The sequence below is a fragment of the Halorubrum sp. 48-1-W genome (genome assembly GCF_003287355.1).
Taxonomy (GTDB): domain Archaea; phylum Halobacteriota; class Halobacteria; order Halobacteriales; family Haloferacaceae; genus Halorubrum.
In genome coordinates this window covers 1-26,547 of record NZ_QMIM01000037.1, presented here as the reverse complement: position 1 = coordinate 26,547, position 26,547 = coordinate 1, and the positions used below count along the sequence as shown (strand labels likewise).

The 26,547-nt window shown below is 67.0% G+C and carries 15 protein-coding genes and 1 pseudogene; 6 read left to right on the top strand and 10 right to left on the bottom strand.

Going from position 1 to position 26,547, the window contains the following annotated elements; translation table 11 throughout:
- Positions 1 to 359: 359 nt before the first annotated feature.
- From DQW50_RS15240 to DQW50_RS15230, 3 genes are all read left to right on the top strand, one after another.
- Complete coding sequence (locus DQW50_RS15240) at positions 360 to 8,057, top strand: malectin domain-containing carbohydrate-binding protein (protein ID WP_198664701.1); 7,698 nt, start codon at positions 360 to 362, stop codon at positions 8,055 to 8,057.
- A 384-nt stretch (positions 8,058 to 8,441) separates the two neighbouring features.
- On the top strand, positions 8,442 to 10,409 hold the full coding sequence (locus DQW50_RS15235; protein WP_198664700.1) for a PKD domain-containing protein: 1,968 nt from the start codon (positions 8,442 to 8,444) through the stop codon (positions 10,407 to 10,409).
- 1 nt (position 10,410) lies between these two features.
- A complete protein-coding gene (locus DQW50_RS15230; RefSeq protein ID WP_112080116.1) occupies positions 10,411 to 13,179 on the top strand; it encodes a hypothetical protein in 2,769 nt (922 codons plus the stop codon).
- 194 nt (positions 13,180 to 13,373) lie between these two features.
- On the opposite strand, the gene DQW50_RS15225 is transcribed toward DQW50_RS15230, so the two are convergent.
- From DQW50_RS15225 to gcvH, 4 genes are all read right to left on the bottom strand, one after another.
- On the bottom strand, positions 13,374 to 14,291 hold the full coding sequence (locus DQW50_RS15225; RefSeq protein WP_112080115.1) for a DUF1028 domain-containing protein: 918 nt from the start codon (positions 14,289 to 14,291) through the stop codon (positions 13,374 to 13,376).
- A 140-nt stretch (positions 14,292 to 14,431) separates the two neighbouring features.
- Positions 14,432 to 15,865, bottom strand: a complete 1,434-nt coding sequence (gene gcvPB, locus DQW50_RS15220) for an aminomethyl-transferring glycine dehydrogenase subunit GcvPB (RefSeq protein ID WP_112080114.1) — start codon at positions 15,863 to 15,865, stop codon at positions 14,432 to 14,434.
- Position 15,866: 1 nt separating this feature from the next.
- Positions 15,867 to 17,186 (bottom strand): aminomethyl-transferring glycine dehydrogenase subunit GcvPA, encoded by a 1,320-nt coding sequence (gcvPA, locus tag DQW50_RS15215; RefSeq protein ID WP_112080113.1) that lies wholly within the window; start codon positions 17,184 to 17,186, stop codon positions 15,867 to 15,869.
- Positions 17,187 to 17,342: 156 nt separating this feature from the next.
- A complete protein-coding gene (gcvH, locus tag DQW50_RS15210; RefSeq protein WP_112080132.1) occupies positions 17,343 to 17,726 on the bottom strand; it encodes a glycine cleavage system protein GcvH in 384 nt (127 codons plus the stop codon).
- A 272-nt stretch (positions 17,727 to 17,998) separates the two neighbouring features.
- Between gcvH and tmk the strand changes: the two genes are divergently transcribed.
- Positions 17,999 to 18,598 carry a dTMP kinase gene (gene tmk, locus DQW50_RS15205; RefSeq protein ID WP_112080112.1) on the top strand — a complete coding sequence of 200 codons (600 nt, stop codon included), beginning with the start codon at positions 17,999 to 18,001 and terminating at the stop codon, positions 18,596 to 18,598.
- A gap of 126 nt (positions 18,599 to 18,724) precedes the next feature.
- On the opposite strand, the gene DQW50_RS15200 is transcribed toward tmk, so the two are convergent.
- Complete coding sequence (locus tag DQW50_RS15200) at positions 18,725 to 19,045, bottom strand: hypothetical protein (protein ID WP_112080111.1); 321 nt, start codon at positions 19,043 to 19,045, stop codon at positions 18,725 to 18,727.
- A gap of 98 nt (positions 19,046 to 19,143) precedes the next feature.
- A complete protein-coding gene (locus DQW50_RS15195; protein WP_112080110.1) occupies positions 19,144 to 19,656 on the bottom strand; it encodes a DUF5813 family protein in 513 nt (170 codons plus the stop codon).
- 130 nt (positions 19,657 to 19,786) lie between these two features.
- Here DQW50_RS15195 and DQW50_RS15190 point away from each other — a divergent pair, with 130 nt between their 5' ends.
- On the top strand, positions 19,787 to 21,094 hold the full coding sequence (locus DQW50_RS15190; RefSeq protein ID WP_112080109.1) for a carboxylate--amine ligase: 1,308 nt from the start codon (positions 19,787 to 19,789) through the stop codon (positions 21,092 to 21,094).
- 31 nt (positions 21,095 to 21,125) lie between these two features.
- Here DQW50_RS15190 and DQW50_RS15185 read toward each other — a convergent pair whose 3' ends face one another.
- Together DQW50_RS15185 and DQW50_RS17690 are read right to left on the bottom strand one after the other, a co-directional pair.
- Positions 21,126 to 22,115, bottom strand: coding sequence for an LLM class flavin-dependent oxidoreductase (locus DQW50_RS15185; RefSeq protein WP_241964454.1), 990 nt, complete (start codon positions 22,113 to 22,115; stop codon positions 21,126 to 21,128).
- Positions 22,116 to 22,117: 2 nt separating this feature from the next.
- Entirely contained in the window at positions 22,118 to 23,251 is a 1,134-nt protein-coding gene (locus DQW50_RS17690; RefSeq protein WP_198664699.1) for an acyl-CoA dehydrogenase family protein, read from the bottom strand.
- Between the two features lie 149 nt (positions 23,252 to 23,400).
- Here DQW50_RS17690 and DQW50_RS15170 point away from each other — a divergent pair, with 149 nt between their 5' ends.
- Positions 23,401 to 24,909, top strand: coding sequence for a class I adenylate-forming enzyme family protein (locus tag DQW50_RS15170; RefSeq protein WP_198664698.1), 1,509 nt, complete (start codon positions 23,401 to 23,403; stop codon positions 24,907 to 24,909).
- Positions 24,910 to 24,982: 73 nt separating this feature from the next.
- Here the strand turns inward: DQW50_RS15170 and DQW50_RS15165 are convergent, their stop codons facing one another.
- Both DQW50_RS15165 and DQW50_RS18295 read right to left on the bottom strand, forming a co-directional pair.
- Complete coding sequence (locus tag DQW50_RS15165; RefSeq protein ID WP_241964453.1) at positions 24,983 to 25,975, bottom strand: putative sulfate/molybdate transporter; 993 nt, start codon at positions 25,973 to 25,975, stop codon at positions 24,983 to 24,985.
- Positions 25,976 to 26,194: 219 nt separating this feature from the next.
- Positions 26,195 to 26,547: pseudogene (locus DQW50_RS18295) on the bottom strand (hypothetical protein); the annotation flags it as partial.

Here is a 26,547-nt window from a genome sequence, read left to right as displayed (position 1 = left end):
TCGGTGATGAGCGGATCTCGGGCCTCACGGTCGATAGAGCAGTCTCGGCAGACTCTCCGTGACAACGAACAACGAGTACAGTATGTTTGTTAATGTATGTTTAGCGGAGACCGAACACTCCAGAAACGGCTAATCGTGTGTTAAGTCAGATCCTCACACAAGATATATTTAGGGTTTTTTTTCGAGACATGTTGTGGCGGGAGAACGCTCGGGAATAGAACCGATAATTCAGATTACACGTCTATAACTAATCGGTCCACTGGACACCATTCCCCATGGTGAGTGCAAATCATCGGAGGGTCGTGATTACCCGTTCACGAACGCTGGCGGTACTGTTTTCCGTACTGATGGTGACCTCGATGGCCGCGTCCGGAGCGGGGCTCGGCGTCGGGACGGCACAGGCACAGCAGACGGGGGACGTGGAGTATCGCGTGAACGCCGTCGGAGGAGAGGTCTCCGCAGTTGATGGCGGACCGGACTGGGGAGACGACGAGCAGTATCTGGTCGCAGGCGGTAACGACACGGCGAGTCACGGCCAGCCGTCCGATATTGACTCTTCGGTCCCCGACAGCACACCCGACGGGATCTGGGACGACGAACGCTGGGATCCAGCAGAGGGTGACGAGATGCAGTACGAGTTCGACGTCCCCGACGGACAGGCGGTCGAGGTTCGGCTGTACTTCTACGACGGGTACGACGGCACCAGCGACCCCGGCGACCGCGTCTTCGATGTCAGCGTCGAGGACCAGACGGTAGAGGACTTCGACCCGATCGAGGAGTACGGCGACGACACCGGCGGGATGGAGTCGTTCACCGTCACGAGCGACGGGACGATCGACGTCGACTTCGATCACGTGACGGAGAACCCGCAGATCAACGCGATCGAGATCGTCTCGACGGAGCCACAGCCGAACGAGCTCGGCGGGCCGGGCGAGATCGACTTCGGCTCGGTTCTCTCCGGCGAAAGTGAGACCGAGACGGCCACCGTGACGAACCTCGGCGACGACGGCGACTCGAGCATCGACATCTCAGACGTCTCAGTCACCGGCGACGACGCCGGCGAGTTCTCCGCGGGATCGGCGTCTCAGACGACGCTCGAACCGGGAGAGTCCGCCGACGTCCCGGTGACGTTCTCGCCGTCCGACGTGGCGGCGAAGAGCGCGACGCTCGAAGTGAGCCACTCCGGGTCCAACAGCCCGGTCACGGTCGATCTATCGGGTGAGGGGACGAGTTCGGTCGAACCCGGCTTCTCGAAGAGCAAGCTCCAGGGCTTTAGCGCCGGTAACCCGACGGCGATCGATTTCGGACCTGACGGGCGCACGTACGTCTCCACGCAGGGTGGAATGGTGTACGCACTCGACGTCGAGCGAACGGGCGAGAACAGCTACGAGGTCGTCAACGAGGTCGCGATCGACGCGATCCAGGACATCCCGAACCACGACGACTTCGGGAACCTCGACTCCAGCGAGGACAACCGCCAGATCACCGGACTGACCGTCGGCGGTACCGCCGACCAGCCCGTGGTCTACGTCGGTTCCAGCGACCCCGAGATCGACGTCGGCCAGGACGACGACGACACGGACACCAACTCCGGGGCCATCTCGCGGCTGACGGTCGACTCGGGAAGCGACGAGACGCTACAGGCGAGCGACGTCGACCACGACGTGCTGGTACTCGGCCTCCCGCGCTCGGAGGAGAACCACGCGACGAACGGGCTCGACCTCTCGGCCGACGGCGACACGATGTACGTCGCACAGGGCGGCCACACCAACAAGGGCGCACCGGGCGACAACTTCGGGCATACGCCCGAGTACGCGCTGTCGGCGGCGGTCCTCGAGATCGATCTCGCGCAGATCGAGAACGACCATCAGGCGAAGGACCTCCAGGACTACGACGGCGACTACCCGAGCCTGGACTTCTACTACGGCATCCCGACGATCCAGAACGACGACGACACCGACGGCGACGACCTGCCGTTCGGCGGGAACGACGGGATCAACCAGGCGAAGCTGATCGAGGACGGCCCGGTACAGATCTACTCGCCCGGCTACCGGAACCCCTACGACTTGGTCCTCGCGGAGAGCGGCCAGCTCTACGTCAGCGACCACGGTCCGAACGGCGGCTGGGGCGGCCAGCCGGCGGACGCGAACGGGGATATCGTGGCCGACGCGGAGTCAGTGACGAACCACCCGAACGAGGACGGGAGCTTCTCGACGAACGACCAGCTCATCGCTGCTGACGAGGGCGAGTACGGCGGGCACGCGGCGCCGATCCGTGCGAACCCCACCCAGGCGGACATCTACGACGCGGACGGGAACGTGAAGTTCGACGTCAACGAGTCGAACTCCCCGGTTCCACAGAGCATGGTGAACCCGGTCGAAGCCGACTACATTCCGCCCACGAGCGGATCGCCCGACCCGGGTGCGCCCGCAGGTAGTGCGAACACGATGGAGTACGAGGACGGGGACAAGGTCCTTTTCGCCCCGACGGGCGGAACGACCGAGTACACCGCCTCGAACTTCGGCGGCGCGATGGAGGGCGACATCCTCCAGGTGGAACTCGGCGGTGACATCGAGCGCGTCGAACTGAGTGCCGACGGCCAGACGGCCACGAATAGCGAGACCATCTTCAACACCGGCGGTCCGCTCGGCATCGCCACCCAGGACGACGACGAGACGTTCGCCGGCACCGTCTGGACCGCCAACCACGGCGGCAACGACGTCACCGTCTTCGAGCCGGACGACTACGACGGAACCGATAACGGCGACCAGTGTACCGGTGCCGACGATCCGAGCCTCGACGAGGACGGCGACGGCTACGACAACGCCGACGAGATCGACGCGGGCACGGACCCGTGTTCGTCGAGTTCGACGCCCCCCGACTTCGACGACGACGGCGAGTCGAACCTGAACGACCCCGACGACGACAACGACGGCCTCAACGACACCGAGGACCCGTTCGCGGTCGATCCGGATAACGGCGTCAACACGACCGCTCCGGTCGAGTACGACCTCTCCGAACTGAGCCTGTTCGGCGAGAACGGCCAGGGCTGGACGGGCGTGATGACGAACGGACAGGACGACTACCAGGACCTCTACGATCCGACGAAGATGACGGTCGGCGGCGCGGCGGAGGTCCTCACGGTTGAGGAGGTGCCGCAGGGCGACGCCTACCAGACTCCGAACGACCAGCAGTACGGCTTCCAGTTCGGCGTCAACACGCCGGACGAGCCGTTCACCGTCGAGACGACGGTCGCCTCCTTCCCGGAGAACCCGGAGGACTTCCAGTCCGCCGGGCTCCAGATCGGGGACGGTACGCAGTCCAACTACGTCAAACTGGTCGCCGCGGCCAACGGCGGCGACGGCGGCGTCGAGTTCGCGAAGGAGGTCGACGACTCGTTCGACGGCCAGATGACCGACGAAACCGCGGTCGCGGGCGGAACCACGACGCTTCGGATGACGGTCGATCCGACCACTGACCCCGCACCGGACAACGGTGTCGACGAGGTCAACGTCACCGCCGAGTACGAAGTCGACGGCACGACTACCGAGGTCGGAAGCGTCGCGATGCCGGCGAGCTGGCTCGACACTTCCGACGGCGTCGCACCCGCAGTGGGCGTCATCTCGACGTCGAACGGCGCGAGCCCGTTCTCGGCGACGTGGACCGACATCTCGGTCGACTACGTCACGCCGCCCGATAACCAGCCGCCGACGGCGGACGCGGGTGACGACCAGACGGTCGACGAGGGCGACTCGGTCACGCTCGACGCGTCGGGGTCCGATGACCCGGACGGCGACCAGCTCGGCTACACGTGGACCCAGACGGCGGGTCCGGACGCCGGGCTGAGCCAGAGCGACGGTGAGACGACGACGTTCACCGCGCCCGAGGTCGACGCCGACGAGACGCTCACCTTCGAAGTAAACGTCTCCGATGGCGAAGACAGCGACGCCGACACGGTGAACGTCACGGTACAGGACACGGACGTCGCGGCTGGCGAGGTGCTTCACCGCGTCAACGCCGGGGGGTCGTCGCTCGACGCGCTCGACGACGGACCGGACTGGAGTACCGACACGGCGTCGGAGCCCTCTTCGTACCTCGTCGACCCGAACGGAAGCGGCACCTACGACGACGGCGACGACGTCACGCCGACCGACGACGTCCCCGACAGCACGCCCGACGCCGTGTTCGACGCCGAGCGGTTCGACCAACCCGACGACGGCGTCCCGATGGACTGGGAGTTCCCGGTCGAGTCCGGGACCGAAGTCGAGGTCCGCCTCTACTTCGGCAACCAGTTCGACGAAACCAGCGAGTCCGGCCTGCGGGAGTTCAACGCCTCGATCGAGGACGAGCAGGTGCTGACGAACTACGACCCGGTGGCTGACGTCGGCCACGCCAACGGGACGATGAAGAGCTTCACCGCGACCGTCGACGACGACGGCACCCTCGACGTCGACTTCGAACACGGCGACGTCCAGAACCCGATGATCAACGCCATCGAGGTCGTCGCGATCGAGGAGGACGGCGACCCCGACGAGGAGATGACCGTCGCGGAGGCGGTCGCGAGCTACGACGAGAGCGGAAACGACTCGCAGATCGAGTTCACGGAGATCCAACAGGCCATTAACTGGTGGCAGACCGACGCGGAGATCCCCGGCACCGGCGGCCAGACCATCGACTTCCAGCAGGTTCAGCAGCTAATCAACCTCTGGCAGACGGACGCGACCGTCGGCGACGGCAACGAAGAGCCGACGGCGTCGTTCACTTACAGCCCCGACTCACCCGAAGCGGGCCAGCAGGTGAGCTTCGACGCATCCGGCTCCAGTGACGACGGTACGATCGAGTCCTACGAGTGGGACTTCGATGGCGACGGCGAGACCGACGCCACCGGTGAGCAGGTAACCAACACCTTCGACGCTGCGGGCGACTACGACGTTGAACTCACCGTCACCGACGACGACGGTGTGAACGATAGCGCGACCGAAACCGTCTCGGTCAACGAATCCACGGCGGATCCCGGATCCGCGTCGGTGAGCGTCACGCCCGATAGCGGCACCGAGGCATCCACCTACAGTAGCGGCTCGTTCACGGTCGAGAACACCGGCGACCAGGAGATATCGTCGATCACCTTCGACCTGTCCTCGGGCGCGATGCCGGATATGGTGTGGGATCCGGACGGTACCGCCGGCGATCAGGCGGCGAAGGGACTCGTCATCGACTCGGAGTCCGGTGACGGTGTCGGCGTCGTCAGCACCGCGGACGACGACGTGTTCAGCCAGCCACACAACGGCGTGAACGGATCCGACGGCTATGACGTGTTGACCGTCGAATTCACCGACTTCGAACCTGGCGAGTCGATGTCGTTCTCGGCGGACAACGACCCGACGAGCATCAAGAACGCGACCATCTCCTCTCAGGAGGCCGGTCCGGTCTCCGGACTGGAGCTGGCTCGCTCGACGGTGAGCGCCGAGTACGACGACGGGAGCGTCCAGGAGACACAGCTGTTCGGTGACGGAAGCGCCGGCGGCGCACAGGCGACCCTCGGGGAGTCGGTCGCGTCGGCACCGAGTATCGGTGTACAAGACGTCGACCTCGACGACAGCGCGCTCCGCGACCACCACAGCGCGGCCACCGTGAACGGGACCGAACAGACCGTGACCGTCACGGGCGAGCCCGACGAGACGGTCACGCTACTACACGCCGAGGGCGAACTCGAACTCGACAACGTCCCCGAGTACGACGGCACGCCCGGCTACGACATCGAGGCCTACGAGGCCAACAAGGTCGAGAACGTCGACTACCAGACGGTCACGCTCGACTCGAACGGCGAGGCCGAGGTGCCCGTCACGCTGCTCAACACGACCGAGGTCGGCGGCTACAACTACCTCGTGGCGACCCACGGCGAGCCCGGTTCCGACACCGGTCTCGACTCGAACGTGGTCGTCCTGAAGTACGAAGAGGACGCCGGCGACGACGAACCCGCCGACGGTGCGACCAGCTTCGCCGTGAACGCCGGCGGCTCCGAGTACACCGCTGTGGACGGCACGGAGTTCCAGGCGGACGCCGACTTCGACGGCGGCACGACGTTCACCACCGGAGAGGCCGGGACGCCCTCGGATCCCGAGATCTCGAACACGGACGACGACGAGCTGTACTACACCGAGCGGTACGGCAACTTCAGCTACGACACCCCTCTCGAAGACGGCGACTACGAGGTGACCCTACACTTCGCCGAGATCTACCAGGGCGTGGCGAACGACGGTGGCGAAGGCGACCGCCTGTTCGACGTCTCGATCGAGGGCCAACAAGTCCTGGACAGCTACGATATCTACGCTGAGGCCGGCGGCCCGCACGCAGCGATCCAGGAGACGTTCACCGCCGAAGTCACTGACGGTGAATTGAACGTCGAGTTCACTACCGTCGAAGACAACGCGAAGGTGTCGGCCATCGAGGTCGAGCCGATCGACGACGGCGGCGACGACAACACTGCGCCGACGGTCGACACCATCGACGACCTGACCGTCACCGAGGGCGACTCGACGACGGTTCAGGTCAATGCCTCGGATTCAGACGGTGACACGGCGTCGCTGTCGGCCGACGGCCCGGACTTCGTCGGTCTGACCGACAACGGCGACGGCACGGGAACGCTCGATGTCGCCCCACAAGACGGCGACGCGGGCACGTACACGGTGAACGTGACGGCCGACGACGGGACGACCACGACGACAGAGAGCTTCCAGCTCACGGTCGAGTCGTCGTCGACTGGCGACGAGCCCGTCTACGCGGTGAACGCGGGCGGCTCCGAGTACACCGCTGCGGACGGTACCAACTACGTCAATGACACGGAATTCGCCGGCGAATTCGGCGGATCCGAGGGGACAACCGACATCAGCCAGGACATCGGGAACACGCAGGACGACCCGCTGTACCAGACGGAGCGGTACGGTGACCCACTCTCGTACAGTGTGCCCGTCGAAGACGGCACTTACGAGGTAACGCTACAGTTCGCGGAGATCTACCACGGTGTCGATGGCGGAAACGCCGATGGTGGAGAAGGCGACCGCGTGTTCAACGCGTCCGTGGAGGGTGAGCAGGTCCTCTCCGACTACGACATCTACGCGGACGTCGGTGCGTTGAACGCGACCGAGAAGACGTTCACCGTCGAGGTCACCGACGGCGAACTGGACATCGAACTGGACGCGTCCGAGGACTTCGGCAAGCTCAGCGCGTTCACCGTCTCGGAAGCTGACAGCTCCGACGACGGCGGCGACGACAACACTGCGCCGACCATCGAGGCCATCGACGACCAGACCGTCACCGAGGGCGACTCGACGACCGTTCCGGTCAACGCCTCAGATCCCGACGGCGACACGGTGTCGCTGTCGGTGAGCGGTCCCGACTTCGTGACACTCGACGATAGCGATCTGACGGTCGCTCCCGAGTCCGGCGACGCGGGCACGTACACGGTGAACGTGACGGCCGACGACGGCACCGACCAGACCACCGAGAGCTTCGAGGTGACCGTCGAGGAGTCCGAACCCCAGACGCTCCACCGCGTGAACGCTGGCGAGAGCGAGACGCTCAACGCGACGGACAACGGCCCAGACTGGACCGGCGTCGAGGACGCGGACTCGGAGTACCTCGTGTCGGCCGACGCCGCCGATAACAACTACTGCGGCGGAGAGATCACCTCGACGACCGCGAACGTCCCGTCGAGCACGCCCGACGGCGTGTGGGACTGCGAGCGCTACGGCAACTCCACGTGGGAGTTCGACGTCGACTCCGGTCAGCAGGTCGAGGTCCGACTCTACGTCGGTAACTCGTACTCCGAGGCTAGCGAGCCGGGCGACCGCCAGTTCAACGTCTCGATCGAGGACGATCAGGTCCTGACGCAGTACGACCCCGTGGACGACGTCGGCCACGAAACGGGGACGATGAAGAGCTTCACCGTCACCGACGACGGCGACGGGACGGTCACGGTCGCCTTCGAGCAGGGCGCAGCGGAGAACCCCGAGGTCAGAGCCATCGAGATCGTCGAAACGGAGGAGAACACGGAGTAACGACGCTCCACCGCCCAGACCGATGACCGGAACATCCGCACGCGCCGTCGCTTTCCGCCCACTGTCGACCGACGAGGTCGACCCCGTGAGCGACGACCGCGTGTGGACGCGGACCGATGACGGTAGACGAACGCTCCGGCGTGTCGTCACGCGGCACGGACCGGCGTTCTTCGGGGGTAGTTCCCGCGGTAACCGAACGACGCCGACCGGGTCGTCTCGAAGCCCGAGGCACCCCCTTACATCGGTCGAGATCAGGCGTGACGTCATCAACCAGCGAACAGAGGGACGAACGACCCCACGGCGAAACCGAACTCAACGACACCCACATACCCAATGAACGACACAGTACACGGATATCTCGGACGGACGATCACGGCGCTCATTGTGATCTCACTCGTCCTCACGGTCCTCGGACCGGTCGGGACGGTCACAGCGCAAGAAGTAACGACACTCGAACAATCGGAGGACGCGGTGACGGCCGCGCCCGGAGAGACGGTGGAGCTGACGACGACGTTCGAGACGGAGGGCCTGAACGGTCAGGGCCTCCAGGTGTTCCTCCCGGACGATTGGGAAGGGACGATCACCGACGCTGACGGCGGAGCCCCCAAGCCCCCGGAAGGGAGCGGGAACGTCCTCGAGGTCGTCTGGCTCCAGAGCGGGGCGTACGAGGTTACCTACGAGGTGACCGTCCCCGAGGACGCCGAAGGTGGCGAGTACGTCGTCGACGTCGACGGGTCGGGGATCGACCCCGCTGACGGCGAGCGAGTCGTCGAGTCGACGCAGACGACGATCACCGTCGAGGAGGAGGACGAGAACGAGGACCCCACGGCGTCCTTCACCGCGAGTCCGGACTCGCCCGAAGCAGGTGAGACGGTCTCCTTCGACGCCTCGGCGTCCACTGACGACGGCTCCATCGAGAGCTACGAGTGGGACTTCGGCGACGGTGACACGGCGAGCGGCGAGGAGGTCACGCACGCCTTCGACGAGGACGGAGACTACGACGTCGAACTCGAAGTCACCGACGACGACGGCGCCACGAACACCACGACCCAGACCGTTTCCGTGGTCGAAGCGCCGCCGGAGAACCAGCCACCGACCGCCGACGCGGGTGAGGACCAGACGGTCGACGAAGGCGACTCGGTGACGCTGGACGCCGCTGATTCCAGCGATCCGGACGGCGATACCCTCTCGTACGCCTGGACCCAGACCGGTGGAACTTCGGTATCACTGAGCGACGACGACACGGCCACGCCGACGTTCACCGCCCCGGATGTCGACGCCGACGAGACGCTCACCTTCGAAGTGGAAGTCGACGACGGCGAGGCGACCGACACCGACACGGTGAGCGTCACCGTTCAAGACGTCCCGGAACCGGACCCAGATCCGGCGGAGTTCCAAGTGTCGAACCTGAACGCACCCGACAACGCGACGCAGGGCGACGCCATCGACGTGTCGGCAGACGTCACCAACGACGGCGACGTGGAAGCGACCCAGACGGTCGAGTTCAGGCTGGACCTCGACGGTGACGGCACACTCGGCGACGACGAGGAACTCGTCGAACAGGAAGTGACGCTCGACTCCGACGAGACCCAGACGGTCACGTTCGAGGACATCGACACGAGCACGCTCCCCGCTGGCGAGTATTCCCACGGCGTCTTCACCGAGAACGACTCCGCGACCGCGACGATCACCATCGAGGAATCGGACACCGCGGGTCCGGAAACGTCGGTGAGCCTCTCGCCCGATAGCTCGGAGATCGTGACGGGCGAGAACGAGTCGTACGACGTGGTCGTCGACAGCGCCGACGGCGGCGTCGGTGCCTACGAGGTGACGGTCGCTCTCGACGATCCCGGCGTCGCGTCGATCACGGACGCCACCGTCGAGGCGGACTCCGATTTCACTGACGTGAGCTATGCGGACGACAACTCCTCGGTGACGCTGACCGCGGCGCTGATGGATACGACCGACACGGGTAGCGTCTCGATCGCCTCGGTTACCGTCGAAGGTGTGGCCGAGGGATCGAGCAACGTGACGGTCGACGTTCAGGCGCTCGGGACCGAAGCCGGCGAGAGCTACACCGTCACCGACGAGAACGGTGCCTCCGTCTCCGTCGTCGAACTCCCACCCATCGGATCGTCCGACGGACCGCCGCAGGACCCCGATGACGACGGCGTCTACGAGGACGTCAACGGCGACGGCACGTTCGACATCAACGACGTACAGGCGCTGTTCGCCAACCGGAACGACACGACTATCCAGGACAACCCAATGAAGTTCGACTTCAACGACGACGGCACGTTCGACATCATCGACGTACAGGCGCTGTTCAACCAAGTATTGACGGAGAGCTAACATGAGTGTTCGACAACTTCCAACGACGCTGAACGCGGGAAACGCGATCGTACTCGCGGTGGCAGTCCTCGTCACGACCGTCGGTCTCGGCGGGGCTGCGATGGGTATCGGACCGGCCGTCGGACAAGCCCAGGACGGACCACCCGAAGACGGACTCGGAACCGCGGTGAGCCTCGAACCGGGGAGCGCCGCGGTCGATGCGGGCGAGACGACGACCTACGAGGTCGTCGTCGCGGACGCCGACGGCGGCGTCGGCGCATACGACTTCTCCGTCGACGTCGAGGACTCCAACGTCGCCTCGATAACGGACGTGACCGCGGAGGGGGGCCCGGGCGATCAGACGACGGACGTCTCCATCGCCGACGACGGCTCCTCGGCCAGTGTTCTCGCCGCGTTGGCGAACACGAACGACACCGGTAGTGTCACCATCGGAACGGTGACCGTCAGCGGCGACGGCGAGGGGACGAGCGACATCGGGCTGAGCGTCGACGCGCTCGGCACCGAAGCCGGCAATTCTTACACCGTCACGGAGACGACCGGCGCGTCCATCACCGTCGAATCGGCGGACGACGATGACGACGAGGACGACGATCCGGAACCCGAGCCCGACGACCCGGCGAACTTCCAGGTTTCGAACCTGAACGCACCCGACAACGCGACGCAGGGCGACGCCATCGACGTGTCGGCAGACGTCACCAACGACGGCGACGTGGAAGCGACCCAGACGGTCGGGTTCAGGTTGGACACCGACGGCGACGGCACGCTCGGCGACGACGAGGTACTCACCGAACAGGAGGTGACGCTCGACGCCGACGAGACGCAGACGGTCACGTTCGAGGACCTCGACACGAGCGGCCTCGAACCCGACGAGTACGCCCACGGCGTCTTCACCGAGAACGACTCCGCGACCGCGACGATCACCGTCGAAGCCGACGATAGCGAGGACGACGAACCGGAACCGACTCCGGCACCCGAAACCGCGGTGAGTCTCGAACCGGGGAGCGCCACGATCGATGAGGGCGAGACGACGACCTACGAGGTCGTCGTCGCGGACGCCGACGGCGGCGTCGGCGCGTACAACTTCTCCGTCGACGTCGAGGACTCCAGCGTCGCCTCGATAACGGACGTGACTGCGGAGGGGGACCCGGACGATCAGACGACGGCCGTCTCCATCGCCGACGACGGCTCCTCGGCTGACGTCGTCGCCGCGTTGGCGGACACGAACGACACCGGTAGCGTCACCGTTGGAACGGTGACCGTCAGCGGCGACGATGACGGAACCAGTGACATCGGGCTAAACGTCGACGCGCTCGGCACCGAAGGCGGTGAGAGCTACACCGTCACGGAGACCACGGACGCGTCCATCACCGTCGACGCGGCGGACGACGATGACGACGACGACGATCCGGAACCCGAGCCCGACCCGGCGAATTTCCAGGTGTCGAACCTGAACGCACCCGACAACGCGACGCAGGGCGGCGCCATCGACGTGTCGGCAGACGTCACCAACGACGGCGACGTGGAAGCGACCCAGACGGTCGAGTTCAGGCTGGACCTCGACGGTGACGGCACACTCGGCGACGACGAGGAACTCGTCGAACAGGAAGTGACGCTTGACGGCGACGAGACCGAGACGGTCACGTTCGAGGACCTCGACACGAGCGGTCTCGAGCCCGGCGAGTACGCCCACGGCGTCTTCACCGAGAACGACTCCGCGACCGCGACGATCACCATCGAAGCCGACGATGACGACGATGACGACGAACCGGAACCCGAGCCCGGCCCGGCGAATTTCCAGGTTTCGAACCTGAACGCGCCCGATAACGCGACGCGGGGTGACGCCATCGACGTGTCGGCAGACGTCACCAACGACGGCGACGTGGAAGCGAACCAGTCGGTCGAGTTCAGGCTGGACACCAACGGCGACGGCACGCTCGACTCCGACGAAGAACTCGTCGAACAGGAAGTGACGCTCGACTCCGACGAGACCCAGACGGTCACGTTCGAGGACCTCGACACGAGCGGCCTCGAACCCGGCGAGTACGCCCACGGCGTCTTCACCGAGAACGACTCCGCGACCGCGATGATCACCATCGAAGCCGACGACGGCGATGACGGAGACGATGGCGACGATGGAGACGATGGAGACGATGGAGACGATGGCGATGATGGCGATGACGGAGACGATGGCGATGATGGCGATGACGGAGACGATGGCGAGGACGACGGTGACGACTCCGACGACGGCGACGCCGAGGAGTTCAGTCGCGACGAGATCGCCCAGGCGAAGTACGACATCGACTTCGCGGACCTCAGCTCGGAGACGGCGGCGGAGGTCCAGGCGATCTACAACCGGCAGCCGTTCCCCGACGGGACGGAGCCGGCCGACATCAGGACCCGCGACGAGATCACCGACGACCGGCACGGATACGACTTCGACGAAGTGAGTCGCGAAACGCGGATCGAGATCCAGAACGACTACGACGCACAGTTCGGCGAACTCCCGTCCGATCCGGCCTACACGCTCGACGAGATCGCCCAGGCGAAGTACGACATCGACTTCGCGGACCTCAGCCCGGAGACGTCGGCGGAGGTCCAGGCGATCTACAACCGGCAGCCGTTCCCCGATGGGACGGAGCCGGCCGACATCAGGACCCGTGACGAGATCACCGACGACCGGTACGGATACGACTTCGACGAAGTGAGTCGCGAAACGAGGATCGAGATCCAGAACGACTACGACGCACAGTTCGGTGATATCGAAGGCTGACAGACCAGAATCACGCCCGAAGGAACCGATCGACACGCGCGTAGCGTCGATCGCCTCCCTGCCGCCCCGTTTTTTATCTGAACGCTACAGGTCGGTACAGCCGATGGCGTTCGGATAAGCCGTGATGACCGTTCCCGTCCGGCGGGAGCGTTTCGCCCGCCTTCCGAGGTTGTCTTCCGGCCCGTCCTCCCCGCTCACCGTCGCGGAAGCCGCTTGAGCCCGTGCCAGACCGCGTCGACCAGCCGGGTCTCGGCGTCCGCATCCGCGTCCGCCTCCGCCCACCCGTGGGCGATCGCGTCCTCCAGGGCGTCGAGCGAGTGGTTCTCGAAGTTGTTGACGTCACGGAACGCCTCCAGCGCTTCCCGTTCCGCCGCGTCGAACGACTCCGAGGGGTCGCCCTCGTGGAAGCCGAGCTCCGCGAGCGCCCCCGCGACCGCCGTCGCCGTCTCGCCCTCGAGGGTCCGTGGGTCGTCCGGCTCCACCCGCGAGAGCAGGGTCACGTCGTACAGCTTGAACACGCGTTCGAGCTCCGCGATCGGGGTCTCGTGGTCGTCGACGCGCACGTCGATCCAGCGGTCGTTGCGTCCGTCGTACCCGCCGTCCGGCTTGGCGACGTACAGCGCCGCCGCCTGCTTCCCGCGGGAGTCGCCGCCTGCCTCGTCGCCGGCGAACAGCGCTGTGAGCAGTCGCTCGGGGAGCCCGCCGTCGGCAGTCTCGAACGCCTCCGCCATCGCGGTCAGCGTCTCCCGGTTCTCGAGGATGTTCCCCTGGACGGTATAGCCGTCCCCCTGGACGTCGCCGGCGACGTCGAGGCACTCGTCGCCCGTGAACGCGGCGACCGAGCCGTCCCGACCGACGACCCCCACCTGTCTGGTCGCAGCCTCGTCGTCGGCCTCGACGAGCGCGTCGACCGTCTCCGCAGGGGTGTGGCCCTCGCGAAGCAGTTCCAGGCCGTCCGGCCCGTAGGCGACGTTCGCGAAGCTCTGTGTCGCGACCGCCCCGGCGTCCGCGCTCGCGAAGGGGACGACGGAGCCCACGGCCACGAACTTCGACTGGACCGCGACACCGACCGCGTCCGTCTCGGGGTCACGAGCGACGATGGAGAACGTCATGGTGAACCGAGAGGACGGAAACGAGAAAAGCGTTCAGGTAAGCGGTGGGGCTCACGGAGGCGGTGGCGAGCGGTCCGGGCCCGATGGTGCGAACGGAGGCGAACGCCGCGTCCCGACCGTTCCGTCCTCCCACTGCCGCGCTACTCCGACTCGTCGAGCGCCTGCCAGGAGAGCCGGGGGTTCCGGGCGGCGCCGACCTGGTCGATCCGCGCCGCTGTGGTCCGGTTCGGCGCGGTCTCGAGCGCCTCGTCGACGTCGGCGTACGCGAGGTCGAACGCCTCCGCGAGGTCGTCGAGCGAGGACTGCCCCTCGATCTCGGTCGGCTCGGTCAACATCGCTTCCGGCACCATCTCCGGCCACTTCGTCGTCGGCGGGTGGACGCCGAAATCGAGCATGCGCTTCGCGACGTCGGCGGCGTCCCTCTCGCCGGCAGTCGCCGCGAACTCGTGGTGGAACGGTTCGTAGGGGACCTCGAGGTCGATCCGCTCGGCGAGGTAGTTCGCGTTGAGCACGGCCTTCGCGGCGGCGTCCGCGAGCCCCTCGTCGCCGAGCCGGGCGATGTACGCGTACGCCTTGATCGACACGAGCCAGTTGCCCTCGAAGCCGTGGACCTTCCCGATCGACTCGTCGGGCTCGAACCGCTCGTACCCCTTCCCGCCGTTCGTCTCGCGGACCCGCGGGCTCGGCAGGAACGCTGAGAGCTCCTCCGTGACACCGACCGGCCCCGCGCCGGGGCCGCCCCCGCCGTGGGGCGTCGCGAACGTCTTGTGGACGTTGTAGTGCATCACGTCGAACCCCATGTCGCCGGGTCGGCCGCGGCCGAGCAGGGCGTTGAGGTTCGCGCCGTCGTAGTAGAGCAGGCCGCCGGCATCGTGGACGATCCCCGCGATCTCCGTGATGTCGCGCTCGAAGAGCCCGACCGTGTTCGGGTTCGTGAGCATGAGCGCGGCGGTGTCGTCGCCGACGGCGGCCTCGAGCGCCTCCAGGTCGACACGGCCATCCTCCCCGGAGGGGAGCTCCACCACGTCGTAGCCGGCGGTCGCGGCCGTCGCGAAGTTGGTGCCGTGTGCGGACGCCGGGATCACCACCTCCGAGCGGTCGTTGCCGTGGTGGTCGTGGTACGCCTTCGCGACCAGGATCCCGGTGAGCTCGCCGGCAGCACCCGCGGGCGGCTGGAGCGTGACCGCGTCCATCCCGCCGATCTTCGCGAGGAACTCCTGAAGCCGGTACTGGAGCTCCAGGTTCCCTTGGACCGACCGGTCCGGTCGGTCGGGGTGAACCGCCGCGTTCGGGTCCGCGGCGACGTCCTCGGTAAACTTCGGGTTGTACTTCATCGTACAGCTCCCGAGCGGGTACGGCCCCGAGTCGATCGCCCAGTTCATCTGCGAGAGCCGCGTGTAGTGGCGGGCGATCTCCGGTTCCGAGGGGGCGGGCAGTGTGAGTTCCTCCCGAGTCAACTCGTCCGGAAGCGGCGACTCCGCCCGCACGTCGACCGTCTCCTCGCCCTTCTCGGACAGCAACGGTTCGTGGACCTGCTCACCCTCGCGCGCGTAGTCGGCCTGGTCGTGGATCACGTCAGATCACCTCCTCGAACGCTGTGACGAGGTCGTCCACGCGTCCGGCGTTGCGGTCGGTCACGCACACCTGAAGCAGGTGTTCGCCGACGACGTGGACGAGGAACCCCTCGTCGGCGAGGTCACCGGCCACGGCGGCCGCGGGTTGATCCGTCCGCACCGTGAACTCCCGGAAGTGGTGGCGGTCGTGGACGGGCGCGGCCGCACCGGAAAGGTCGCCGATCCGGTCGGCGAGCGCGGCTGACTCGCGCACGCAGTCGTTCGCGAGGTCGACGAGCCCGTCCGGGCCGAGCCACGCGGCGTGGATCGCCGTACGGAGCGCGACCCACGCCTGGTTCGTACAGATGTTGGAGGTCGCCCGCTCCTTCCGGATGTGCTGTTCGCGGGTCTGGAGCGTGAGCGTGAACGCCCGGTCGCCCACAGCGTCCTCGCTCGCGCCGACGAGCCGCCCCGGGACCTGTCGGAGGTGCTCCTCGCGACAGGCGAAGATACCCAGCCCCATCCCGTAGGCGGTCGGGAGCCCGAGCACGCCGGCCTCGCCGACGACGACGTCGGCCCCGACGTCCGCGGGCTCCTCGAGCACCGACAGCGCGACCACGTCCGACCCGAGCGTGAACAGCGCGTCGTCCTCGGCCGCGACGTCGCCGATCGCGCCGAGGTTCTCCTCGATACACCCGCGGACGGTCGGGTTCTCCGCGTACACCATGACGACGTCGTCGCCGACGCGGTCGGCGAGCGCGTCGACGTCGGCGATCCCGTCGTCCATCGGATACGACTCGACCGTCAGGTCCGCGCCGGCACAGTAGTTCTCGAGGACCGCCCGCTTCCCCTCGCGGAGCCGTTCGGGGACGAGGACGACGTCGCCGGTCGTCGAACGGACGCGGTCGGCGAGCGTCGCGGCCTCGGCCAGGGCCGTGGCGGCGTCGTACATCGAACAGTTCGCCACGGGGAGTCCGGTCAGCTCCACGAGCATCGACTGGTACTCGAAGAGCGCCTGGAGGAACCCCTGTGAGATCTCCGGCTGGTACTGCGTGTAGCTCGTGAGGAACTCCGCGCGGTCCGAGAGGTGGTCGACGACGCTCGGTACGTAGTGACCGTAGTGGCCGCGGCCGAGGAACTCGGTCGCGTCGTCGTTGCGCGAGAAGATCCGCGCACACTCGTCCCGGATCCCGCGTTCGGTCCGGGCGTCGATCCCGAACTCCCCGTCGAAGGCGACGTCGTCCGGGATGTCGAAGAGGGCCGCCTCGTCGTCGACGCCGATCGTCTCCAGCATCGCCGCCGTCTCGGCGTCGGTGTGGGGGGCATACGGGCTGCCGCTCATCTGTACCTCGCGTCCGCGTCGGCCGCGACGTCCGGTCCAGTTGGTCGGTTCGCTCGTCCGGGTGGTCGGTTCGCTCGTCCGGGTGGTCGGTTCGCTTCCTGTCGGGTCTGGTGGCTCGTCATGGATGTCGGTTCGATGTATACTGAAGCTCCACGTTCACGCGATCTGTGCGTCGTACTCGTCGGCGTCGAGCAGTTCGTCGTATCCGACGCCGTCGCTCGGGGCGACCTCGAGCATCCAGCCGTCACCGTAGGGGTCCTCGTTGACCAGCTCCGGGCGGTCGAAGAGCTCCTCGTTGATCGCGAGGACCTCCCCCGATACCGGCGTGTACAGGTCCGAGACCGCCTTGATCGACTCGACGACGCCGAACGCCTCGCCGGCGACGACCTCGTCGCCGGCGTCGGGCAACTCGACGAACACCACGTCGCCGAGCTCGTCCTGTGCGAAGTCGGTGATGCCGACACGGACGGATTCGTCGTCGAGGCTGGTCCATTCGTGCGATTCCAGGTATCGTAAGTCGTCGGGAACTTCGAAGCTCATTGTGGGATCGACCGCGGCACGCGCCGACTTCACCGCGCTCGGACCGAGCGTTACGGGGCTCGGATCGAAGGGGGTCTCGGTCGGACGTGGTCCGCGATTTGCGTGTGTGTTCCTATCGAGGACGGGGAGATAAAAGGTGTGTTCCCGGCGGTCGAGTGTCGGCGGTACCGAGTCGCCCCGCGCGGTCTCGAAGCAGGTCCCGATCGGCTCGGGAACGATCCGACACGACCGCATCCCGACGGTTTATTCTCCCGGCGGGCCGGAACACGATCATGCTGATCACGCTGGAGGGACTGGACGGGAGCGGAAAGACGACCGTGTGGGAGGCGTTGAAGGACGTCCACCCGGAGGCCGTCTTCACCCGCGAACCGACCGACAGCTGGTACGGCGACGCGGTGTACCGCTCGATGGACGACGCCGACGCCGACCCGCTCGCCGAGCTCTTCTTGTACACAGCCGACCACGCCGACCACCTCTCGGGGACGGTCCGGCCCGCCCTCGCTGCGGGGAACCTCGTCGTCTCGGACCGGTACTCCGACTCCCGGTTCGCGTATCAGGCTGCGACGCTCGCCGAGAGCGAGCTCGAGATCACCCGACCGATGGAGTACATCCGGGGGATCCACGCCGCCTTCTCGCGCCCGCCTGACGCGACGATCTACCTCGACCTGGACGCGTCGACCGCCGCCGACCGATCGGGTCGGACGGACAAGTTCGAGCGGGACGGCTACCTCGCCGCGGTTCGAGAGAACTACGAGCGCCTGATCGACGCCGAGCCCGAACGGTTCGTTCGTGTCGACGCCACGCGAGCCCCCGAGGACGTGATCGCCCGCGTCGAAGACGTCGTCGCGTCCCTCCTCGCGGACGCGGAGTAGCGGGGCTGTGGTGCGGGCGCGGAGTGGCGGGGCTGTGGTGCGGGCGCGGCTGTGATCGACCGCGTTCGCGACGTGACGCCTCCCGTGTGCCGTCCCCGGTACGTGACGCCCCACCCTCTCGCGTGCTCACCGCGTATCGGGGAGCTCGTACTCCTCGGGCGGCGGTACGTAGAGGTAGTCGATCGCGACGCCGAGTACGAGCGGGAGGACGACGAGCGCCGAGACGACGATCGTCGGACTGACGAGGTCGACGCCCGCGCCGACCCCGATGCCGGTGAAAAACAGCGTCGAGACGAAGAGCAACATCGGCGTCAGGACGACCGTGTACACCACCCACCCCCACGACGTGTTCAGCCTGAGCCTGAAAAACCGGGTCGTCACCCCGGCGACCAGCGTGTGGAAAGCGACGAGCGCGAGCAGGCTCGCGAACCCGAAGAGCGCTATCATACCCGCGCTACGGCCCCCCCGCTTTTGCCCCTATCGACGCGTGCCGGCCGGCCGACGACCGGGGCGGGCAGTCGCGCCGTTCGCGTCCGGTCCACGACTCAGAACCCCTCGGAGCCGCCGCCCTGCCGTCTGGCCGAGGAGATGAGCCCCGCGACGGGTTCCGTGTACTCGTAGCCGGGGATCACCCCCTGGACGTAGGTCCCCTCGACGAAGTCGATCAGCGCGCCCGCGTCGTCGACGCCGCGACGCTCGTTCAGGTCGGTCAGCGTGAACGACACGACGACCGTCCCGCCGTCGCGCTCGACTCGCGGATCGAACTCGTGGTCCCCGCGGGTGAGGCCACCGACGTCGACGACGCGCCGCTCGAAGGTCTCGTACCAGCCCGTCTCGACCACGTCGGCCACCTCGCCGACGGTCACCGCCGACAGCGTCGGGACGCGGACGGTGACCGAAAACCGGACCCGACCGTCGTCCTCGGCTGACGCTTCGACGTCGGCGTCGAAGGCGGTCGTCGTCGAGGTCCAGACCCCCTCGCCGGCCGGTTCGAACGACCCGTGGTCGCGGAAGGCCCGCCGGACCCGGTCCGGGAGCTCGCGTTCGCTCTCGCGCATACCACGACTGAGGGGCTGCGTCGTACAAAAGGCCCGCGTCGCGGGCGGAGAGGACTGCCGGTCGTCACCGATGAGGGCACGTCGGACCGGTACTGGTGTCCCTTTTGTATCGGGACGCGCGAGGGAGCGTATGGCAGACCGCTTCCGCGCGACCGAGACCTTGATCGACGCGCTCGCGGACGCGTCGTTCGACCGCCCGCCCGCGCTCGTCAGCAACGCGCACATCACCGGCCTCGGGGTCGCCCGCGCGCTCGACGCCCACGGCGTACCCGTGATCGCGCTCGACCGAACGGCCGGCGACGGAACCGAGCCGGTCACCCACGACGGGCTCGCGCCACCGTCCGAGGCCGTCGACTTCGCCGGCGCGGTCACCTACCCGCTCGAGGACCTCGACGGCTTCCGCGAGGACGTGGAGGCGATCGTCGACGCCGCCGGCACCGAGGCGGTTGCGTTCGGCTGTATGGACGAGTGGGCGCTCGCGTACGCCGAGGCCGAGCCGGACGGGGTCCGGCTCCCGTACGCCGGGATCGACACGGTCGACGACGTGTTGAACAAGTCGCAGCTGTACGCGACCTGCGAACAGCTCGGGGTCCCCTACCCGGAGACGTACCGGCTCGGAGGCGGTTCGGACGGGGATTCGGGGGCGATCGACGAGGGCTCCCTCGAGGAGGCGGTCGACGCGCTCGGCTTCCCGCTCGTGGTGAAGCCCGCACGCAAACGCGAGTTCGAGGAGGCGTTCGGCACGAACGTACTCACCGTCGCGGACCGCGAGGAGTTCGAGGAGGCCGTCACGGCCGCGGCCGACGAGGGCGTCGAGGTGATGGCCCAGAAGCGCGTCGACGTCGCGACCGGGAGGGACCACTCGCTGGCGTCGTACGTCCCGCCGTCGGGCGTCGACGACGCGCTCGCGGTCGTCGGCAACGCTGTGGTTCGGTATCCGCTCCAGTTCGGCACCTCCTGTCTCGTCGAGATCGCCGACGAGCCGGCGATCGAGGAGCGTGCGCTCGCCGTCCTCGAAGACGCGGGCTACCACGGGATCAGCGAGGCGGAGTTCGTCTACGACGACGAACGCGAGGAGTTCCTGCTTCTCGACGTCAACACCCGGCCGTGGAAGTGGATCTCGCTACCGGTCGACGCGGGCGCGAACCTCCCCATGGCCGCGTACGCGTCCGTCACCGACGCGGAGTACGACGCCGACGGCGCGGACCCGAACGGGTCGACCCGCTGGGTGTACCTGCGCGACTACCTCGCGCTTCTCGCCGGCGACGACCCCTTCTGGGACCAGCTGTCGGGCGACGACTGGCGACGGCTCGTCTCCGGCTCCTTCGAACGAGAGGGCGACCTGACGACAGGGGTCTACCGCCCGTCCGATCCGGGACCGGCAGCGAAGCTCTTCGAGACGGCGTTCCTCGACCGCGAGTACTACTGTTCCTGTTGAGGGGAGAGCCCACGGATTCGGCCGATCCGACTCACTCCGTGAGCGCTCCCAGGTGGTCGACCGTCTCGCGCATGAGGTCCGCGTCCGCACGCCGCGGGAAGTACAGCGAGAGCCCGTCGACGCCGAGGTCCTCGTAGTCCGCCAGGCGTTCGGCCGTCCCTTCGGGCGTGCCGGCGACGGCTGACGCGTCGACGACCGCGTCGGGGACCCGCTCGGTCGCGGCCTCCGGCCCCTCGTTTCGCCAGGCGTCCCGGATCGCGTCGGCCTCGTCTTCGTACCCGGCCTCCGAGAGCATCCGGTGGTAGAACGACCCCATCGTGCCGACGTAGAACGCGATGTGGTGTCGGACCTTGTCGCGAGCGGCTTCGCCGTCCTCCGCCACGGCCGCGACGGTATTGGGGACGACGGTCAGTTCGTCCGGGTCGCGTCCCCGGCCCTCCGCGCTGTCGCGGAACTCCTCGTAGAGCTCCTCGAACCGTCCCTCGGGCATGAACACGGGCATCCAACCGTCGGCCTCGGCGCCGGCCATCCGGACGTTCGTCTTCCCGAGCGCGCCGACGTAGACGGGGACGTCGCCCGGGGGGTCCACCCTGAGCCGGAAGCCCGAGAGGTCGAAGTCCGTTCCGTCGTGGTCGACGACCTCGCCGGAGAGGACCCGCTTGACGATCCGAACGGTCTCCGCCGTCCGACCGACGGGACGGTCGAACTCGACGCCGTGCCAGTTCTCGATGACGGCGGGACCGCTGACGCCGATCCCGAGGAGGAACCGACCGTCCGTGGCCCGAGCGGCCGTCGCAGCGGCCTGCCCCAGCAACGCGGGCGATCGCGAGTAGACCGGGACGATGCCCGTTCCGAGCGTGACGGTTTCGGTTACCTGTGCGAGTTCCCCGAGCAACGTGAACGCCTCCCAGCCCCAGGTCTCGCCGAGCAAGACGCTCTCGAGTTCGGCCCGTTCGGCGCGACGGGCGAGGTCGAGCGTCAGGTCGTGATCGATGTCGCTGACGTTGATTCCTACGTTCATTGTCATAGCGTCCGTTCCGCGATTACCTCGCGCAGTATCTCGTTGGTTCCCTCGTATATCTGTGGGATCTTCGAGAAGCGGAAGAACGTCTCGACGCGGTACTCGTCGAAGACGCCGTACCCGCCGTGGAGTTGGACGGCCTCGCTCGTAACGTCCTCCAGAAGCGTGGTCGCCAGCAGCTTCGCCTTCGCCGATCGGTCGGAGTCGACCTCCCCGTCGCGCTCGAGGTCACGCCCGACCTCGTAGACGAGCGCCCGGGCGGCGTCGAGTCGCGTCTCCAGGTCCGCAACCCGGTGGCGAACGGCCTGCTTCTCGGCGACGGCGTCGCCGAACGCCTCCCGTTCGGTGATGTACTCGCTGAGCAGGTCCATCGCACCGCGGGCAGCGCCGATCGACGCCGCCGCCACCTCCAGGCGGGCCTCGTCGAGGAAGGCCATCGCCTGATAGAAGCCGTCGCCTTCGTCCCCGAGGCGGTCTTCAACGGGCACGCGCACGTCGTTCAGGAACACTTGAGCGACGTCGGTCGGGGCCGGCCCGAGATACCCGTCCATCGACGTCCGGTCGACCCCCTCCCGGTCCGTCGGGACGACGAAGGCCGAGATACCACGGTGGGGCTCCTCCGTCTCGTTCGTGCGGGCGTACACGACGAGGACGTCGGCGACGCTCCCGTTGCTGATGAACACCTTGTCGCCGTTCAGCACGTACTCGTTTCCGTCACGTTCGGCAGTCGTCCGGATGGTGGCGAAGTCGGAACCCGCCTCGGGTTCGGTCATCGCGACCCCCGTGACCGCCTCGCCTCGGGTGGCGGGTCGAACCCACTCCTCGACGTGTCCGTCACGGCCGTACTCGACGAGCGGTTCACAGCCGAACGTCGTCGACGTAACCGACTCGGCGATACCCGGGTCAGCCCGGTGGAGTTCCTCGTTCACCAGCAGGGAGGCCACGACGTCGAGTCCCGCGCCACCGACCGACTCGTCGAGTCTGGGAGCTAGCAGGTCCGCCTCGGCGGCGGTCTCGATCACGTCCCAGGGGTAACGGCCCTCGCGTTCGTACTCGACCGCGACCGGTTCGATCTCCTCGCGGCCGAACTCGCGCACGTGTCGTTCGATGAACCGCTCCTCGTCGGTCAGTTCCATGCGAACCGGTATCGACGTGTTCCGGATATAATTACCGGCGGCGACGACGCGCTCGTCCGCGGGCGGGCTTTCGCGGTTACCACCGCAACTATTTTGTTCCGATGTTACACGGGTCCGGGTATCGGCGAGATCCGTGGGCACCGTCACCAATGAACTACCTCGACTACCTGACATCGAACGAACGCGCGTTTCCCGGTCGGGTCGCCGTCCGCGAGAGCGGTACGGCATGGACCTACGAGGAACTGCTCGACGACGTCCGCTCGGCGGCCAACCTCCTCGGCGATGCCGGGGTCGACGACGGCGATGCCGTCGTGGTGATGCTCCCGAACACCTATCACTTCGTCACGTCCACGCTCGGGTCGCTCGCACGGCGGGCGGTCGTCGTCCCCGTGAACACTCGGTTCAAGCGGCGGGAAGTCGCGTCGCTGATCGACCAGGTCGCTCCGAGCGCCGCCGTCGCTTGCGGGGAGACGCTCCCGGTGGTCCGCGAGGCGCTCACCGAGACTGACACGTCGGACGTGACCGTCTTCGGCGTTCGCACCGGTGCGAACGTGGACGCCGTTCGGGAGTGGAACGCCGCGGTTCGCGCGGCCAGTCCCACCTTTGCCGTCCCCGAGACGATGGGCGAGCGCGAGGCGTTCGTCCTCCACACGAGCGGATCGACCGGTCGTCCGAAGGGCGTAGTTCACACGCACGCCAACCTGATCGCCGTCAGCGACGCTTCCGTGGTCTCCTACGAGATGGAGCCCGGGAGCGTCTTTCTCGCGGTCATGCCGCTGTACCACTGTACGGGTATCGGAACGATCCTGGGGCCGACGCTGAAGGTGGGCGGGGAGTTGCTCCTCCGCGAGGAGTGGGACCCCGAGGAGGCGCTCGACGACGTGGAAAGCCACGACGTGAACGTCTTCTCCGGCGTCCCGGCCATGTTCAAAGACTGGCTGGCCGTGACAGCAGACCGATCGGTCGACACGGCCTCCGTGCGCACGGGCGTCATCGGCGGGTCAGGGGTGTCCGCCGACCTGATACGGCGGTCGGAGGCGTTCCTCGGCGCTCCGGTCCTCAACGGCTGGGGCATGACCGAGACCTTCGCTGCCGGTCTCTGGGAGGACCGACGTGGGGCGCGCCGGTTTCCGAGCGTCGGCCGGACCTCCGGGCGGCTCATCGAGGCGACGGTCGTCGACCGCTCGACCGGTGCGGAAGTCGCGAGGGGCGAACCCGGCGAGTTGCTGGTTCGTGGCGAGGCGATGCTGGCGGGCTACCTCGACCACGAGGCCGAGTGGACCGACGAGTGGTTCCACACCGGCGACTACGCCCGCGTGGACGAGGACGGCTACGTCTACGTGCTCGACAGGGTCGACTACACGATCATCACCGGCGGCGAGAACGTCTACCCCCAGGAGGTCGAGGGCGTCATCGAGGAACTCGACGACGTCCGCGAGGCCGCCGTCGTCGGGAAACCCGACGAGTGGAAAGGGGCGAAACCCGTGGCGTTCGTCGACCGCCTCCCTCAAACCGATCTCACCGCCGAGAAGGTGAGAGACCACGTTCTCGCGGAGCTCGCGGCGTTCAAACATCCGCGCGAGGTGACCTTCGTCGACGCGCTCCCGCGGAACGCCGTCGGGAAGCTCGACCGGGAGGCGCTGGAAGAACGACTGTGAGTACCGCCAAAGCCCCGGCGACGAGGGCCGACGCTTCGCCGTTCGCCGATCGAGGGCTCGCTCCGAGAAGCGCCTACGTCAGGTGCTCGAACAGGAGGTATGCCAGGGCACCCACCACGAACGCGATACCGATGTTCGTCGCCACACCGAGCGCTCCGATCGCGATCGTGAGGGGCAGGTTATCGGTGTCGAGACCCGCACGCCCGAGCTCGAGAGCGATCAGCCCGAGGACGACGCCGAGCATCGGCAGGGGGAACGCAGCCACGATACCGACCGCCAGCACGGCGGCGACCGCGTACATCGCGCCGAGGATCAGGTTCGAGCCGGCGGTGCGGGCACCGAAGGCGTACTTTCCGGCGACACCCCCACTCCCGTGGCACATCGGCATCGCCCCGAGCGGTATCGCGACCAGATTCATCACGCCCATGCTCGTCGAGAGTTCGTCGACGGACACGTCCGCGTCGTAGTAGTCCGAGAGGAGCAACGACGTGGCGACGGCGGCGTTCCCGACGGTCATCGCGAGTTGGGCGACCGTTCCTTCGAGCGCCGTCACGGAGATCGACGACGGACTCGGAAGACCGACCGTGAGCGCGGGAAGTTGCGGTGCCGGGACGCCGACCCGTGTGACCGTGAAGACGACGCCGACACAGAGGACGACGAGCGCGCTCGCCTTCCGGTAGCCCGCGACGGTCACGACCGCCGCGACGCCCATCGAGAGGAGCGCGAGCGTCAACCCGTCGAGGCTCAGTCGAATGCCCGTTTCGAGAAGCATAAGCCCGACGCCGAATTGAACGCCCCGGATCACCGGCTGACCCACGTACCGCTCGATCCGACCCAGTGTCCCGGTCGCGCCGACGAGGAGGAGAACGCCGCCGGCGAGGAGGCCCGCGACGGCGAGTTCGCTCGCCGTGAGCGTGCCCGCGATCACGAGTACAGCGAGCGCCTTCATCGGTTCGACCGAAATCGGCAGGCCGTAGTGGAGCCCCCAGACGACCTGGAACACCGCGAACCCGAGAAGGAGACGGGTCAACGAGAGCTCCGAGAGGGCAGCGATAGCGACGACCACTGGAAATACCGTAACCGAATCCCCTATCGCCCCGGTGAACTCGTCCACGGAGAATTCGATCGAGTGTCCTCCCCAATACTCGGTTGAAAACGCCACTGTACAGGGCCAATACGTCGAGACCCATCAACCTGTCCAGAAACGACAACCAGTTATGTTCCGAAAATAAGTAACCATTTTTGGTTGTGTGAATCCGAGAGGTCCCGACGCGCAATTTCGGGATCAGTCCACAGACACCTCGCACTCGGCGTCCCCCTCCACTGACAGCCGAGCGTCGACGAGCCCTCCCCCGTGGCCGGTCTCATCGCCTTCAGCCAGCCAAATCTTGTGTCCGTACTCGTTTCCGAGTCGACCCGATCCCGTGGAGACGAAGACGTACAGAGCGCTTTCGGATTTGATGAAGACGCTACATCTCGAGAGTTCCGGCTCTGTTGAAATCCTTAATAATTGATACAATCTGACCCAGTTGCGGTCAGTACAGGCGAAGTACGGATCGCTCAGTACAGGTGAAGGAACGAATGATTCTGCGGTGGCGTGCCGGTGAGCGCCCGGAGGGCGCGAACCGCCCGCGAGGG